The 16,139-nt window shown below is 47.2% G+C and carries 12 protein-coding genes and 1 tRNA gene; 9 read left to right on the top strand and 4 right to left on the bottom strand.

What is annotated here, in order from left to right:
- Nucleotides 1-201 precede the first annotated feature (201 nt).
- A complete protein-coding gene (locus JOY44_RS03155) occupies nucleotides 202-2,343 on the top strand; it encodes a tetratricopeptide repeat protein (protein ID WP_171572281.1) in 2,142 nt (713 codons plus the stop codon).
- 523 nt (nucleotides 2,344-2,866) lie between these two features.
- Nucleotides 2,867-5,140, top strand: a complete 2,274-nt coding sequence (locus tag JOY44_RS03160; RefSeq protein WP_197984916.1) for a pentapeptide repeat-containing protein — start codon at nucleotides 2,867-2,869, stop codon at nucleotides 5,138-5,140.
- An 18-nt stretch (nucleotides 5,141-5,158) separates the two neighbouring features.
- On the opposite strand, the gene JOY44_RS03165 is transcribed toward JOY44_RS03160, so the two are convergent.
- The gene (locus JOY44_RS03165) at nucleotides 5,159-6,055 is read right to left on the bottom strand and encodes an alpha/beta fold hydrolase (protein ID WP_171572282.1); all 897 of its coding nucleotides are present in this window, start codon (nucleotides 6,053-6,055) and stop codon (nucleotides 5,159-5,161) included.
- 79 nt (nucleotides 6,056-6,134) lie between these two features.
- Here JOY44_RS03165 and JOY44_RS03170 point away from each other — a divergent pair, with 79 nt between their 5' ends.
- The gene (locus JOY44_RS03170) at nucleotides 6,135-6,854 is read left to right on the top strand and encodes a DNA-binding response regulator (protein WP_171572283.1); all 720 of its coding nucleotides are present in this window, start codon (nucleotides 6,135-6,137) and stop codon (nucleotides 6,852-6,854) included.
- Nucleotides 6,855-6,895: 41 nt separating this feature from the next.
- Here JOY44_RS03170 and hetR read toward each other — a convergent pair whose 3' ends face one another.
- Nucleotides 6,896-7,804: a heterocyst differentiation master regulator HetR gene (hetR, locus tag JOY44_RS03175; RefSeq protein WP_171572284.1), complete on the bottom strand. Its 909-nt coding sequence runs from the start codon at nucleotides 7,802-7,804 to the stop codon at nucleotides 6,896-6,898.
- 644 nt (nucleotides 7,805-8,448) lie between these two features.
- Here hetR and JOY44_RS03180 point away from each other — a divergent pair.
- Both JOY44_RS03180 and JOY44_RS03185 read left to right on the top strand, forming a co-directional pair.
- Entirely contained in the window at nucleotides 8,449-9,471 is a 1,023-nt protein-coding gene (locus JOY44_RS03180) for a two-component system response regulator (RefSeq protein ID WP_171573670.1), read from the top strand.
- A gap of 8 nt (nucleotides 9,472-9,479) precedes the next feature.
- Complete coding sequence (locus JOY44_RS03185) at nucleotides 9,480-10,439, top strand: NAD-dependent epimerase/dehydratase family protein (protein ID WP_171572285.1); 960 nt, start codon at nucleotides 9,480-9,482, stop codon at nucleotides 10,437-10,439.
- Between the two features lie 197 nt (nucleotides 10,440-10,636).
- On the opposite strand, the gene JOY44_RS03190 is transcribed toward JOY44_RS03185, so the two are convergent.
- The gene (locus tag JOY44_RS03190) at nucleotides 10,637-10,837 is read right to left on the bottom strand and encodes a hypothetical protein (RefSeq protein WP_171572286.1); all 201 of its coding nucleotides are present in this window, start codon (nucleotides 10,835-10,837) and stop codon (nucleotides 10,637-10,639) included.
- A gap of 221 nt (nucleotides 10,838-11,058) precedes the next feature.
- On the opposite strand from JOY44_RS03190, the gene JOY44_RS03195 reads away from it, so the two are divergent.
- Nucleotides 11,059-11,132 (top strand) — tRNA-Val (locus JOY44_RS03195).
- Nucleotides 11,133-11,768: 636 nt separating this feature from the next.
- Here the strand turns inward: JOY44_RS03195 and JOY44_RS03200 are convergent.
- Nucleotides 11,769-12,119: a hypothetical protein gene (locus JOY44_RS03200; RefSeq protein WP_203031923.1), complete on the bottom strand. Its 351-nt coding sequence runs from the start codon at nucleotides 12,117-12,119 to the stop codon at nucleotides 11,769-11,771.
- Nucleotides 12,120-12,368: 249 nt separating this feature from the next.
- Between JOY44_RS03200 and JOY44_RS03205 the strand changes: the two genes are divergently transcribed.
- The 3 genes from JOY44_RS03205 (at nucleotide 12,369) to JOY44_RS03215 (ending at nucleotide 16,138) form a co-directional block, all read left to right on the top strand.
- On the top strand, nucleotides 12,369-13,898 hold the full coding sequence (locus JOY44_RS03205; protein ID WP_171572288.1) for a TM0106 family RecB-like putative nuclease: 1,530 nt from the start codon (nucleotides 12,369-12,371) through the stop codon (nucleotides 13,896-13,898).
- A 383-nt stretch (nucleotides 13,899-14,281) separates the two neighbouring features.
- Entirely contained in the window at nucleotides 14,282-15,136 is an 855-nt protein-coding gene (locus JOY44_RS03210; protein ID WP_203031924.1) for a helix-turn-helix domain-containing protein, read from the top strand.
- Nucleotides 15,137-15,235: 99 nt separating this feature from the next.
- Nucleotides 15,236-16,138 (top strand): cell division protein FtsX, encoded by a 903-nt coding sequence (locus JOY44_RS03215; RefSeq protein ID WP_171572290.1) that lies wholly within the window; start codon nucleotides 15,236-15,238, stop codon nucleotides 16,136-16,138.
- Nucleotide 16,139: the final 1 nt, after the last annotated feature.

Raw genomic sequence — 16,139 nt, forward strand, 5'->3', positions numbered from 1 at the left:
TCTTATTCAGACAAACTTCTTCTCAAACCGGAATCTTCACGGTTTCTTTATGCAAATCTTCGTAGATTTTGAGCTTTTCTGAGTAATTCCTCGGAACCTTTGAAACCGCTTTGTTGCGATCCTTGTAGATAGGCTAGAGCAGTTTCAGAAATTTCCTGGCTGCCGCTCATAGGCTCGTAAACTCTGGAAGATTGGTAAGTTATGCTGGGCAAAATTCTTGGAAGCCGTTACCAAATCAGACAACACTTGGGGGGAGGTGGTTTTGGGCAAACCTATTTGGCTGATGATTTACATTTGCCTGGACAGCCTACCTGTGTTGTAAAACAGCTGAAACCTAAAAAGGTCGATCCAGAAACGTTTCAAGCTGCAAAGCGCCTGTTCGACACAGAAGCTCAGGTGCTGTACGCCCTAGGCAACCATAATCAGATTCCCAGATTATTTGCTCACTTTGAAGAAGAACAAAAATTCTTCTTGGTGCAAGAATTTATTGAAGGAGTCGTGTTTAATCAAGAATTGCGGCGACGTACTCAAATTGCCGAGGCAGAAGTTTTGCATCTTTTGCAGGACATACTGACAGTATTAGAGTTTGTTCACCAGCAACAGGTGGTTCACCGTGATATCAAACCATCCAATTTAATTCGTCGATCGCACGATCACTGTTTGGTCCTGATCGATTTCGGTGCAGTTAAACAAATCGGCTGGGCTGATGGTGAGGATCAGCACTCAGCAGATAGTATGGCGATCGGTTCTTCTGGTTACATGCCGAATGAGCAATTGGCGGGACTGCCCTGCTTCAGTAGTGATATTTACGCGGTTGGCATTCTAGCAATTCAGTGTCTGACAGGCACCTATTTACAGAAATTGCCTACAGATCTGAAAACGAGCGAAATTCTATGGCGCGATCGCGCTCAGGTTAGCTCAGAGCTTGCTGCCATTCTAGATACGATGGTGCGCTACGATTTTCGCGATCGCTACCCTTCTGCGGCAGAAGCACTAGCAGACTTGAATAGTTTGATGGGAGTTACTTCGGTTGCTGAATTATTAACGGAGCAAACAATCGTCACTTTAGAGGGACATTTAGTGTGGCTAGAACGAGGAGACGAACTCTTCCATCAGCAGCGCTACCGTGAAGCCGTTTTTGCCTATGACCGGGTCATTCAGGCAAGCTCTAGTGACTATGTGGCATGGTTTAAGCGGGGAATTGCTTTAGAAAATTTGGAGTGTTACGAAGAAGCGGCTGAGTCTTATGAGCGCGTGCTCCAGCTTCAACCTGAGGATTATCTGGCATGGTACAAGCGCGGCAATGCTTTTGAACGGCTTCAACGATCGCCGGAAGCGCTTCAGGCTTACGAACAAGTGGTGCAGCTAAAGCCTAATAACTACTGGGCATGGCACGATCGCGGCAAAATGTTGGAAACCCTGAATCGGTTTGAAGAGGCGATTGCATCCTACGATCGCGCAGTTAACCTTAAGCCAGATTTTCAGGTTGCAATTACTAGCCGCAAGCAGCTTTTGAGCCGATTAAAGCAAGTGGATACGCTCTACCATTTGCAGCATTATGATGAAGCTATTGCCTCCTGCGATCGCTCCATTCAAAACAACCCCAATGATGGCCTTGCCTGGTTTATGCGCGGCATGGCACTGGAAAATTTGCAGGAATGGGATCACGCGATCGCGGCTTATCAGCGTGTGCTTGAAATCCAGCCGGATGATCACCTTGCTTGGTTTAAGCAGGCAACGCTGCTAGCCACGGTGAACAAATCGAATGAAGCGCTGATTGCGTTTCAACAGGTCGTACAATTGCAGCCAACTAATTATTGGGCATGGCACGATCGCGGTAAACTGCTAGAAAAATTGGGACAATCTGAAGCTGCGATCGCTAGCTATGACCGGGTTTTGCAGCTCAAACCTGACTTTAAAGCGTCAGTAGATGCCCGCACTCGTATTCTTAAACAGCTTCACAAAAGTGTGATGATGCCGCTAGTAGAAGACGATGTAACCATTTTTTCAGGGACAACTGAAAAAAGCCATTTGATAAATTCCCCGAACTTTGCATTACAACAAGGGGCTCTCAACAAGGCTCAGCAACCGCAGCATATTGCTGCGGCTTTGAATCCTGATGAACTTAGTGCTTTTTCTGAAGAAACTTCCATCATGCATCGTGTTACGGATTCAACAAAAACCGATTCAATCCATCTGATTGAAGAGGAGGAAAACAGCATTAATCTTTTGGTTGCCAGTCTCATAAGCGGAGATGTCTCACCTGAGCCTCTGAGTTCCAAACCTCTAAGTGAACTAGCACTAGAGACCTATCAACCCTTATTTAGCTCAAACCTTATTTAACAAAGGACGCACTTAGAAAAGTTACAGCGATATGGAGACGCTCTGATCGCTTTTGATCAAGCTCTGCAACAATGTTCGAGTGACCCAGAACTATGGCAGTGTCAGGCCAAGGTGTTGACCTTTATAAATCGCCCCGATGAAACAGTGGCTTCTTATAATAAGGTGCTTGAGCTTGGGGAACTTTGGCGTTGTTTAGGATATCTAGCTCGGTTCATTTGCAGCGCTACAAAGAAGCTGTGGCAGCGTTCGAGCAGGCAGTTAGGCTATATCCTAAACGTCATATGAGGGCGATCGCTGGTGGAACTGAAGTAATATTCAGAAGCAATACGATCGTTTGAAACTGCAATCGCCTTAAAGCCCGACTTTCAACCTGCGATCGCTAGACTGCAAGCGTATTCAAAATCGCCTGAAACAACTGGAGCAGGGCGCGGGTTGTCGAGTATGAAGTGAAACTCGTGAAGGTGTTGATTTAATGTTGGTTGTCAAAGGTATTAAATAGCAGCGGTGTTTTGTTAGCGGTTCAGTGTACGATCGCAGCGCCCACTATGCTTGTACGTCTCGCTTGGATACGCGATTGCCCCGTTCAGTTTATCTACCCATTGTCAGTCGGCTAATTGCCCTACTGCTGTTGATGGGTTTGATAGTCCCACTCCCATTCCCTATTCTCGATGTCCTTTGTCCTGTGGCACAGGCGGCGATCGCTCAGCCCGATCGCGTGCCACTGACTTTGGAAATTTTGCAAGATCGTCTCAAAAATTTGGTGCAAAGCGATGGTTTACCCACGGTCGATCTGCATGGATTAATCATCAATCTCAGTCCAGAAAATACCGACTTTCGCGACCAGTTTTATCGACTGGTGCAAGCCCAAGTTCAGCGTCCGGGAACGCCGGTGGGTCTGGATTTAAGCAATTCTGTAATCCAAGGTGATTTTCAAGTTAGTCAGCTTGGGCTACGAGCCCCACTGTATGGGCAGGCACTCGCTCCTATTTTTTCTCCCACAGAGCAAGCGCAACTTCAGCGCGATCGCCGCCGCTTATCCCAATTGGGCAAGCTTTCCAAATCCTTGTTGACGACACCCAATCTTGATCCGCAAGCCACTTCTCTGCAAATTACTGTCTTTCGCGGTGCCCTCAAGCTGATGCAATCTCGATTTATAGGCAATGCAGATTTTACCAACACATTTTTTCTCAACCGGGTTGAAGCTCAAGGCGCGCAGTTTTTGCAAACCGCTGACTGGTCACAAGCGCGATTTAGCCAGTCCACTAATTTTGCTGGAGCTTCCTTTAGCCGTGATGCCCGCTTTCGCAGTAGCATCTTTTTCACCAAGGTGGATTTTGATCAGGTTCAGTTTCAAGGCACTGTCAATTTCCAGAACAGTGAGTTTCAGGCAACCGCCAATTTCAACCGGGCGGTTTTTCAACAAACTGCGAATTTTTCCCGGATTCAGTGGCAAGGAAACGCCGATTTTGCTCAAACCCTTTGGCGCGATCAGGTTCTATTTAGCCGCAGCACCTTCAGCCAAGCTTTATTTCTTGCCGATGCCGTGTTTGACAAAATGGTGTTGTTTCGAGAAGTGCGATTTAACCAGCCTGTGAACCTGCGGGGCGCGACTCTGCTAGGGCGCATGGACTTTGGCTATGCGGGATTTGCTAAAGGTGCGCATTTAAATGTGCCTGGATTGAGGTTTGACTCTGATCAGGCAAAACTTGTCGGAAATCCAGGGCAGATTGGCAAATATATTTCTGTACCCACGCTGCAAGGCAATGAGAATTTGCTGCGGGAACTGGTGCGTAACTTTCGTCGATTAGAGCAAATTCCAGATGCAAATCAGTTGGAATATACGCGAGAGCGGTTGCGTTGGGGAGAACTGCGGCAGCAAGTGTATGGAATTAATATCAATATGGCACCTGTCGCGCAGTTGACGCGGCTGGGGTTTTCAGGGGAACAGGCGACCGCGATCGCCCAACGTCGGACGCAGTTACCCTTCCGCAACCCCACTGAATTGCTGTCACTAGGAGCAATTGATCTGGCAACCTATATCAATGTGCGCGATCGCGTCATTGCCAGAGATGTGATGTCTCCTAGCCAAGAAGTGCTGAGTCGCATCGGCACGGGGCTGGCATGCATCAGTTTGGGATTACTTTTATTACTCAGTCGTTATGGCACCAATACTTGGCTCATTTTTGGGGTAGGTCTGGTGGCGATCGCCTATTTCGGCGTGTTGTTTTGGCTGGTCGATCGCTGGCGACGAATCGCACCCAACCCGATTTTGCCCTCACCCAGTGAAGCGGTTTGGGTGATGAGTGCCTATAGCCTTCTAACTTTGGCAGGGTTTAGCGCCATTTTCCGCAATGCTGAATATCCGTTTTGGACGCTGTTGAGCTTGGGTGCGATCGCGGTTCCCTTCCCGGCTTTGCTACTGATCAGCCTTTATAAAAAAGGACGCTACCATCCCTTAATGAATGTCAGCTACTTCAGCGAAGAAGGCTCTCTGCGCCAGTTACGTATTTTAATTGGGCGACTTCCCATCCTGCCTCGCTTTGAGATGTTTCGTGAGCGCTATGTCCCTATTCTGTGGAATCGCCGCTGGAGTTGGCTCAACTACTTCGATTTCAGCTTTAACAACTTGCTGAAATTTGGCTTTAACGACATTCGTTTGCGCGATGAACACCTGCCAGGACTGTTGACTACTCTGGTTTGGTATCAGTGGGCGTTAGGAATCCTCTACATTGCCCTCCTGCTCTGGACGCTCTCTCGCACCATCCCTGGACTCAACCTGCTCATTTATTTCAAGTGATAGGCACTCAGCGCCCGCTCAAACTGTAGAGGAACTGATGAACGCCAAGATTGCTTCAGCAGTAATTTCGGGTTTTTCTAAATGGGGCACATGTCCGCAGTTGGGTATCCAAACAAGCTGACTGTGGGGCAAAGCAGCAGTGAACTTTTCGGCATCAGCGATACCCAAAATGCGATCGCGATCGCCCCAAATAATCTGTGTTGGCTGAGTGACTTGGGCGATTTTGTTGGCAAGGAAGTTGTAACCGTTGCTTTTGGTAAAGGCAATCAGCGCCTGTTGCCAACCAGCCAGTTGTAGATGAAGCGCGGCACAAAGGTCGGCATCGGCGGTGACAAAACTGGGATCGGCATAGGCTTGCAGGCTAACCCGACGACGAACCCCAGGGCGACGCAGAAATTCAGTTGCGAGATAACCCAAGGGCGGAATCAAAAATTTGCCGATTTCTGGACCTGCGGCAAAACCAGCGCTGTCTATCAATATCAGTTGTTTTACGGCTTCAGGATGGCTAAGGGCAAAGTCGATCGCGGCGGCTCCGCCCATGGAAGCACCCACCAGCACCATGGGTTGCCCAATCAAAGTTTTCCAGGTGCAGTAAAGATGGGTCTTGATAGCAGCGGGCGTAAAGGACACATTGGTTGGGCGATCGGTAAAGCCAAAACCCAGTAAGTCTATGTTCCAGGTTGCATGATTGGTGGCAAGCAAGGGCTGCAATCGGCGAAATTCGAATACGGAACTATCAAAACCGTGTAGCAGCAAGATTGGAGGATTGCCTACGCCTTGTTGTACAAATGCTGTGGCGATCGCATCAGATCTAAGCGGTGTTAAAATCTCTCGCCGCTGAATCTGCCTTGCCAACTCAATCGAGGTGGGTTCAGTTAGTTGGGCAATTGTGGCAGGTAGAAAATTTGGGTACATTTTCTTAGTCTACAGGGCAACCGTTTACAGTTAGCCTTGAGCATGGCAGTCTAGAATTCATTCCTTTGCTGATTTTCTGATGACTCCTGAACAAGAGCAAGCCGTTTTAGACCTCCGCACTCGTAACGTCGCCCCAAAGCAAATTGCCCGTCAGCTTGGATTACGTCCGGCGGAAGTGAGCGCTCTGATTAAAGCACAAGCCGAACAAGCTGCTACGGCTCGGCTGGCAACTGGAGAGTTGAACCTACTTTTTCAATGTTTAGTCAATCAAAATTGCTTGGCCGGTCTTTTCCCGGAGCGTCAGATGGAGAGTGCGACAGACCCATCACCTGAATCTGAAGAAGATACGGATGCTGGATTGGCAGTGATTATCCTATCGCGTAAGGCAGGGTTTAATCGGCTCGAAGTTTGCACTTACCTGGTCGATTTATGGTGCTTAGGCGTAAAAGATGTATCGGGTCCTCGCTTGATGCCTCCTAGCACCTACAAAGAGTTTGTAGAATTTGCCTATAAGCCCTTTCCTGCGGGAGTAGAAGCAATTCCTTTAGAACTGGCTCAAGCAATTGTATTTGGCGGCATTGAATATGCGAAAACTCTAGGCTTTCAACCCCATTCAGAATTTGAACTCGTGCGATCGCAACTAGGAAACTGGGATGGAACGTCTGCTTTAACCTTTGGACGAAATGGAAAACCCTGTTATGTCAATGGTCCCTACGACGACCCAATCAAAACGCTTAGAATCCTTCGCGAAACCGTAGGCGAAGGGAATTTTGATTTTATCTTGGCTGACGAAGACTAAAAAAAACACCCAATCTATGGGTTCCAAATCAACACCTTGGATTATGGTTCTGGTTGTCGTGATCCCATTGCCATTTGAACTACAAACGACACGCCTCCCACTTGATGGTAGCGATCTGCCCAGGCTCGGATGACTTCATCGAGTTCTTCAATTGCCTGATCAATGCGATCAAGGGGGATATCTAGTTCTTCTAAAATCCGCATCACTTGAGGGTGGCGATTTGCCCAATCGTTCATTAAGCGAAAATATTGGGCGGTGTCTTCGACCATGATGAATGTGCGCTCTTCTTCCGCCGCAGGAGAATAGGAGACGCGAGTTAAAGCATAAAAGGGCATCCCCCAAGGGGAATCTATCCGAGTGACCGTGCCAGAATACAGCAGACGGCGTTTAATATGCTCTGCTAAGGCTTCGCTGAGGGGCATCCGGCGATCGCTCGGCAAATCTTCTTGCGATCGTCCATGTAAAAACTCAATCAGATCCAAAAATTGAAAAGAGTTAATGATCTGAGCATCTGGCAAACTGCTATCACCGAGCTTTTGTTCGAGTTGCCGCTTTTCTTCAGAGGTTAGGCTAGAACCTGCAATCCGCGATCGCCCCGGCTGCCACGGAAACTGCTCCATCCACACATATGGAAACTGAATTAGGTAGCGAGGCTCCTGGGAACCTAGCATTTTTAGCAGCTTACCTTCCGTCAGAGCTTCTCGAACTTCTTCTACAATCGCCTTCACTCGCTTCGGCTCAATGTGATGCAAGTGCCCCGTCATTCGGAGATTGTGTTCTTGCTCTAAATAAGTCATATAAATGGCACATTTTGCCGCCGTTGCTGCCGCGTCTAAAAACGCTCCGTGCCGATGCCCACCCGTTCGCATAGCGCTAAACGCTAAATAAAGCATGATTTGATCCATCGCACTTGGACTAAGGCGCTTGATCAAATCGATATCGTTAGTCATGTTTAAACCGCTATTTCTCTAAAACCGTAACGCTATAAGTAGCTTGACACACTGCTTCTGCCCCATCATAGTTCCACTTTATTAACGACAAGCAATTTCTTGCAGACAGATAATAAGGTCGTAACTTATCTGCAAGGCGCTACAGCTTAGTCATCTTAAATAAACATGCTTTGAAGCTTTTGCTTTTAGCCTACTAGCCACTAACATAGTATTCCCTGAATCTACTTGTATGCGGCGGATCTCGCTTCAAAAATATCAGATTTTTTTAGTTTTAATTAAATCCAGTTTTTTCCTAGACCACTGCTGCTGTAGAGGTGTTGTTAGTTAGCTGACCTTGCCCTATTCATGTGACCTGGATCAGTCGGCACTTCACTATTATTTAAGCATTACAATATTGCATATTCTAGACAGAAGTAGGTTCTTATAAAACTCTCTAATTCTTTGTAAACAACTTTCACTCACCTTCATCAGCCAATTATTCTTTAGTTGGGCTACGGTTAGTTATTAATCTCCGTAAAAAGCCTGATTTCTCTCATGCCTCGATTTATCATACTGAGGTGACAGTGTTTTTCAGGGTCTAGTGGGGCAATCTAAGCTGAACGCTTTTGCAGGTTCCCCATCTCCTATTGCAAGGTTTGTATCCCGTGAATTATCTCGATTCGGAACATCCAAAAGTTCTTGTGGTGGATGACCATCCCTCTAGCCGGATGACGGCCGCCGCGCTGTTATCCGTTGAAGGCTACGACGTGATTGAAGCTGATAGCGGTCCTAATGCACTAGAAATAGTCAACTCTGGTAACCCAGATCTGATTTTACTAGATGTCATGATGCCAGGGATGGACGGTTTTGAAGTTTGCCGTCGTCTCAAACAAGATGAACAGACCCGACTGACCCCAATTGTATTCATCACGGCTTTGGACGATCGTCGCTCCCGATTGCGTGGCATTGAAGCCGGAGGCGATGATTTTTTGACCAAGCCGTTTGATCAGCTAGAGCTATCAGCTCGAGTGAAATCACTGATTCGGCAAAAGCGCATGAACGAAGACTTAGATCATGCAGAGAAAGTCTTGTTCTCGATCGCACGCACCATTGAAAGCCGTGATCCTAATACCGGTGATCATTGTGAGCGCCTAGTCACTCGTGGAAAGGCCTTTGGCGAATTTTTAGGGCTAGCTCGTGGAGAAGTTCGCGATTTAATGTGGGGCGGCTATTTACATGACATTGGCAAAGTGGGCATTCCAGATGACGTTTTGTTAAAGCCAGGAAAACTCACCCCAGAGGAATGGGAAATTATGCGTCAGCATGTTTCTATTGGGGAGAAAATTTGCCAGCCTTTGAGGACAATGCGTGGAGTTGTTCCGATCATTCGCTCTCACCATGAGCGCTGGGATGGTTCTGGTTATCCTGATGGGCTGATTGGAGAGCAAATTCCACATTTAGCGCAGATCTTTCAATTAATTGATATTTACGATGCCCTAACTAGCGAACGTCCCTATAAGCGTGCCTTTACCCATGCCGAAGCACTGGCTATTTTGGATGAAGAAGCTGCAAAGGGCTGGCGTAATCCAGAGTTAATGGCGAAGTTTAAGACGTTTATTTTGTCAACGCTGCAAGAATCTGCTGTCACTGCTAACGCAATGAGTCAACCAGTGTCTTCTGCAGCATAAGTTTTAATATGAAAGCCTTGGTCACCGGAGCCAGCGGATTTACAGGGTCACACCTGGTTAAGGCACTTAGTCAACGTGGGGATACTGTTGTTGGATTAGTCCGCAAGTCTAGCAACTTACAACGTCTAGCGAACTGTCAGATAGATCTGGTTTATGGAGAGATCAGCGATCGCGCTGCTCTAAAAGCTGCCATGTCTGGAATAGATGTGGTGTTTCATGTGGCGGCTTATGTGGAGTTAGGCATTGTCAACGAAGCGGAAATGGTGCGGGTCAATGTGGAAGGTACCCGTGCGATCGTGGAAGCAGCACAAACGGTAGGAGCCAAACTGGTCTATTGCAGCACCATCGGCATTTTTGGTGACACCAAAGGTGAAACGGTTGATGAAACTTTTGTACGCCAACAGCAAGGATTTTCTTCTGCTTACGATCGCACCAAGTACAATGCGCAACAGCTGGTTGATCTCGCTGCTGCCCAAGGATTAAACGCCATTAGCGTCTTACCATCTGGCATTTTTGGTGATGATGACCCTCATTTCGGTCCTGTTCTCCAGGCCTTTTTAAGAGGGCGCTTAAAGCTGTGGGCAGGAGGGCAAAGGGTGACAGGAATTGTGCATGTGGACGATTTGGCAACCGCCATGCTGCTAGCCGCTGAAAAAGGCAAGCCAGGGACGCATTACATCATTTCGGCTGGCGACCTAACTACCCGCGAGATGTTTGAAATTTTAGGGCAAGAAGCAGGAATTGCTGCCCCTGTCGATGCACCAGTTTGGCTGGTGCGCTTGCTCGGCAATCTGCTTGATCCTATTGGACGATTATTTTCTTGGCAGCCTCCCTTAAGCCGGGAGCGAGTTCATTATATCTACGATCGCTGTGTGCAAGTGGATGCAACGAAAGCACGACAAGAACTCGGTTGGCAGCCGCGTTCTGTAGAGCAAACATTGAAAGACATAGTGAAAGCTAACTCTTAGCTTTGGCGTATAGATTTGGCAACTTTACCAATCGATCTTCTGAATGGATTGTTGTGCTTGTCCACTGCAAGACTTAACTCCACCATCTGACAAGATAGACGAGCGAATGGATGCACCTTCTATCAATAAAGTAAATATGTATCAGATAAAAGCAGTGCTGATATCAGCACTGCTTTTATCTGATGAGTCGATATAGATTAATTTATTTGTCGAGAGATTAGCTTTTCAAAATTAGCTTGGGTTTGCTGTAGCAATTGCTCTCGGCTATCGGTCACTTGGGTTAACTGTGGAACCAGGTTGCGAGCCTGTAGACTCATATGAAGCTGAAGATGAGCAACATATTCACTAATATCTTCTCGATCAGAAGAATGTAAAGCTTGATGTGAGCGCGAATCCAAGAGTGTTCTCCTTTTCCCAAACTCTGCAAGACGGTTCTATGCAAATAAACCTAACACGGAGACTAATTCACCTGGCACATTCGCAACGAAGTTTAATGCTTGCTCCTCGATTTATTAAAAGCGCGTGAAATTTTTCGACGCTCGTATCGCTGAACCGATAACACCTATTCATTCGCGATCACCCTTTCCGCTCAGCTTATGTTATTCTGATAAATCATCACGGACGCATAGCTCAGTTGGTTAGAGCACCACGTTGACATCGTGGGGGTCTCCCGTTCGAGTCGGGATGTGTCCATTTTTGTTGTACAGTGACTAATTAAATGTCGTCGGTGACAAATTAGTGTCGTCGGTGACAAATTAGTGTCGTCGGTGACAAATTAGTGTCGTCATGACAGATTGATGTCGTCAAACTAGTAGTGACAAATTAATGTCGCCAAAATGTCAACGTGGTGCTCTCTTTCAACCCGCTTTAAAGTTTTCCGACCTAGTTTGAGTTGCAGGATTTCTAATCGTTGCAACCGCCTTTCAACCTGCCCTAATTGGGACAGGTGATTGCGACGATAGATTGGGTTAACGTCTGGAATGAGGTTCAATCTTTCAACCTGCCTCAGAAAGGACAGGTGATTGCGACATGGAAGCACTCGCCTCCATCGCACCAACTAAACTAACTTTCAACCTGCCTCTGTACAGTGCCAGATTAAATGTCGTCGAGACAAATTAGTGTCGTCGGTGCCAAATTCTAGTCGTCATGACAGATTGATGTCGTCAAACTACTAATGACAAATTAATGTCGTTGGGATTTCAACGTGGTGCTCTCTTTCAACCCGCTTTTCTTTGCGATGCCCTAAAAGCCAGACTCAAAGCCGCACTAGATGAGAGCAACACCGTAATAGAAGTTACCGTACGGCGGGTTTAGCAGTGTAGAAACTCGTTACCCAAGAGACTCAGCCAAAGTCACCTTCGTTCGAGCTACCGAAAGCCGAATTCGCTCCAACTGTGATTCATAGGCAGCCTTCTGTTGTGGCGATGAGTCACCTGGGTTTGCCCTCAAAATTTGCTCGTAATAGCGAAAGATTTGAAATGCATAGCTGGCGGTTGCCACCTGTTCTTGAGACAGAGACTTAACGCGGTCAACCAAATCAGCACAAGTCGCCGAATAAGGGAGTACAAAAACATCGGCATACAGCGGCGGAAGCCTGTGCGATCGCGTGTTCAACTCATTTAATAGCTCTATAGCTTTCTCAGACAGCTCTCCATCAAAATCGGCCAGAGAATTGAGCAAGGTTAAGAGCAAGAACTTTGAACGTTTCTGCTTCAATTTCAAATGGTAAAAGGGAATTCAACTTCTTCAAAATTTTAGCAAGTCTTAACCAGCAATCTTTTTTCAGGTGCTTTTACAATAGAGGATTAGTTTGCCAGTTTTTCTAGTCTAGAAAAGTGCTTCCTTGGTGAAATGCTTTTTTGATTTGCGCTGCATCATGTTTCTCCGGCACCACAAACAATTAGGACTGTTTCCTGTTACCGTGAAGGCATGCTGATAGACGCAGAGCAGTTAATCAATTATCAACGCTGTCGTCGAAGGGCTTACTTGGACGTATATGGGGATCTTGACCAACGAGATTCTACAAACGAATATGTCTTAAAACTGGTCCAAGACAGCCAAGCAAATCAGCGAACTTTATTATCTAATCAACCGGCTGTGCAACCGGCTCACCCTGCTAAAGATTGGCAAGCGGCAGCGGCAGCAACACTGGATTTGATGCGTCAAGGGGTTGAGCGCATTCATCAAGGAGTGCTAATAACTGAGACAGAGAACGGGATGACTTTAAAGAGCAATCCTGATCTACTCGTGAAGCATCCAGGTATTTCTGATTTTGGAGATTGGCTGTATGTGCCAACGGAAATCAAACTAGGAAAACGTCCCAAGTTGGAATATCAAGTGGCGGTTGCGTTTCATGCCATGGTGCTGGCGGAGGTGCAGGGATCGTGGATGGAAACGGCATGGTTGATGTTACGCGATCGCGGAGCTTATTCAGTAGATCTGTGGGAAGTGCTGCCTCGAATGCAAGAAATTTTAGCTGAATGCACTCAAATGCTGGTGCAGCAGCAGGAGCCAGAGGTGTTCATTGCGCGAAGTCGCTGTAGCTTGTGCCATTGGTTGAGTTCTTGCCACGCGATCGCCAAAAATGATTACCACCTTTCCTTGCTGCCCGGTGTGACGCCGACTCGTTATGTGCAGTTGCAAGCCTTAAACCTGCTGACTGTCAAAGCTTTAGCAGAAACAAAACCGAGCAATTTAGAGCCATTGCCAGGATTTGGTAAAGAAGCGGCTCATAAACTAGTGCGTCAAGCATTTTCTGTGATGCACGATCGCGCTCTGCTCATTGAAGAAAGCCTTTACCCCAACGGTAATAATGACGCCAATCATTATTTAGAACTGCCTATTCATGAATCTCACGATTTCTTAGCAGAATTGCTGCCGACGGCTCCGATTGAACTCTATTTCGATATAGAAGCCGAGCCAACCTTAAATCTGATTTATTTACATGGAGTAGTGGTGGTGGATCGCCATGCCAATACGCAAACCTTTCATGCTTTGCTGGCAGAGCGTCCTGAAGATGAAGCTTTAGTCTGGCAACAGTTATTAGAGTTGTTCAGGCTCTATCCTACAGCACCCATTTTTCATTTTTGTCCGTTTGAAGTGCAAACTGTAGAACGTCTTGCCAAGCTGTATGGCACTCCCCACTCGCACATAAAACCACTGCTGGCGCGCTTCGTAGATGTGCATGAACGGATCACTCGATTGGTGACGCTGCCGGTAGAAAGCTATGCCCTGAAGCAAATTGCCCGATGGCTAGGGTTTGAGTGGCGTGATCCGTCCGCCAATGGCGCTCAGTCAATCTGTTGGTATGCTCAATGGCTCAGTACGGGCGATCGCGCTCACCTCAATGCCATCCTCACTTATAACGAAGACGATTGCCTCGCAACCCACCACATCAAAGAATGGCTGGTGGGTTTTTTAATGAAAGCTATTGCAGAGCAGTCAGCAGAATTAGCGTGAACCCGTAAGGAAATAGGAAGCAGGGACGGGAGGCAGGAAAGGTAGAGAGTAGGGATGCTTGAGTTCCGAGCAGTTGGGTGGGACACTGAAGGAGGCGATCGCCCTCTGATTACCTGCACTAACTATATATTTATGAACTATATATTTATGGATGATATTTATAAATGCTACTAAAAGGGGCAATGTCAAGCTAATGTATCCATTGCTGCAACCGTAACAATGACGTCATTCCGTCTCTGCTTTATATTTCTTTACTTTAATAGGGATAAGAGAAGCTTTGTGAATGTCCTTTTATAGATTGCGCTATCTTACGGTTTATTAGCATTTAGGTTTTAATGCCACAAGCAGGGCTGTCGCAGATTTCTCAGGAGCGCAAAAGATTTATGAAGGGTTTGGATTCCACTCAGGTTGATCAGTTGAAGGAAATCGCTGAGTACTTGTATCAGCAACGTCAACATCAAGAGATTTCCCTTGAAAAGATTGCCAAACAGACCTACATTCCTCAACGTATTTTGCAGGCGTTAGAATCAGCGCAGCTAGACATCTTGCCCGAACCCGTTTATATCAAGGGGTTTATTCGTCGGTATGCAGATGCCTTGGGTTTAGATGGCGTAATGATCTCCGATGCCTTTGATGTTGAACCTGCTTCGTTGGCTCACACTGCGCCTGAGATGCAACCTGAGCCTGCCGTATCAGCTTCACGTCCTGCACCGTCACGAATAGAGCCGCAAACCGAACCCCAAATCGAACGGCAAAGCGATCGCCCATCACGCCCAGAGAGATCGTCCAAACCCGGTTTGTCCTTTTTGCCTTGGCTAGGGGCAGGCATTGCAGCCCTTACCTTAGGTGCGATCGCCTTCAGCCTATTAAACCAGCCTCCAAAAACCGCTGTTGTTAATCCAACGACAACCGACGCGCCTACCACAAAGTCATCCGGCTCATCATCTGCCCCTAGTTCCATCGTTGCGCCCTCGGCAGGGTCGCCCGTACAAGTCGATCTAAATTTGACCGAACGTTCTTGGCTAGAAGTTTCAGTAGATGGCAAGGTCGCCTATGAAGGCTCTTTAGATAAGGGTGAACAGCGCACCTGGAAAGCAAAGAAAAGCATTTCAATCGTGGCGGGTAACGCGGGCGCAGTAGTTGCTTCTTTTAACCAGGGTGAAGCAAAAGCGCTTGGCAAAGCTGGAGATGTAGTAACAGTAGCGTTTCCCACTCCAGAAAAATTGCCCTCAAATTAGTTGCACGTCGTTTTAATCTATTGACGATCGCTCAATCTTCGTCTAGCGTAGACCACGACTCTTTTGAGTTGATCGCTGACCTCGGGATAAAGTGTGACGATGCTTCAAATTTTCACAAAAACTAACTACCTTCTGCGCGAAACCTTTTTGGGTCTGCGACGCGGCGGCTGGATGAACTGGGCAGCAATCAGCACCATTGCGGTACTGCTGTTTTTGTTTGGCATTAGTTTGCAAGCGTCCTGGCAGTTTGAAAGCTTGCTTAATCAATTTGGCAACCAGCTAGAAGTGTCTGCCTATTTAGATACAGGCATTCAGGCGGCTGATTTAAAGCCAAGCATTGCGGCAATGCCAGAAGTAGCGGCGGTGGAAGCGGTTTCCAAAGAAGTAGCCTGGACAGCCTTAATTAAGGAATTAGGCATCTCAGAAATCAATGGCGCAACGAAACAACTAGAAGGAAACCCGCTGGTTGATGAACTTAAGGTAAAAGCGAAATCTCCTGCTGGTGTGCCTATTCTGGCAGCAAAGCTCTCTCAAGTCGCCGGAGTTGACGAAGTGATATTTGTGGATGAAGCCGTCAAACGAGTCGCTCAGCTTAACCAAGGGCTAAATTGGATTAGTTCGGTTGTGATTACGCTGCTAACCCTGACCGCGATCGCTGTGATCACCACCACCATTCGCCTGATCGTCATGGCACGACGACGCGAAATTGAAGTGATGCAACTGGTGGGTGCCACCACAAGCTGGATCTATTTGCCATTTATTTTGCAGGGTGTCACCTTTGGCGTGGTCGGAGCCGCGATCTCTTGGAGCCTGCTGACCGCCTTGCAACAATTTCTCAACCATCTCTTGGCTCAACAGCCAGAATTTGTCCAATTTCTGACCCATGGGTTGCAGATCAGCCCCTTCCAAACCGTATTTCTTGCCGTCATCTTGTTGGGTTTAGGTAGCTCAGTTGGAGTGATGGGCAGTCTGTTTGCCGTTCGCAAGATTGCCATGCGATGAG

It is taken from the genome of Leptolyngbya sp. Cla-17 (assembly GCF_016807185.1).
Lineage (GTDB): Bacteria > Cyanobacteriota > Cyanobacteriia > Leptolyngbyales > Leptolyngbyaceae > ULC077BIN1.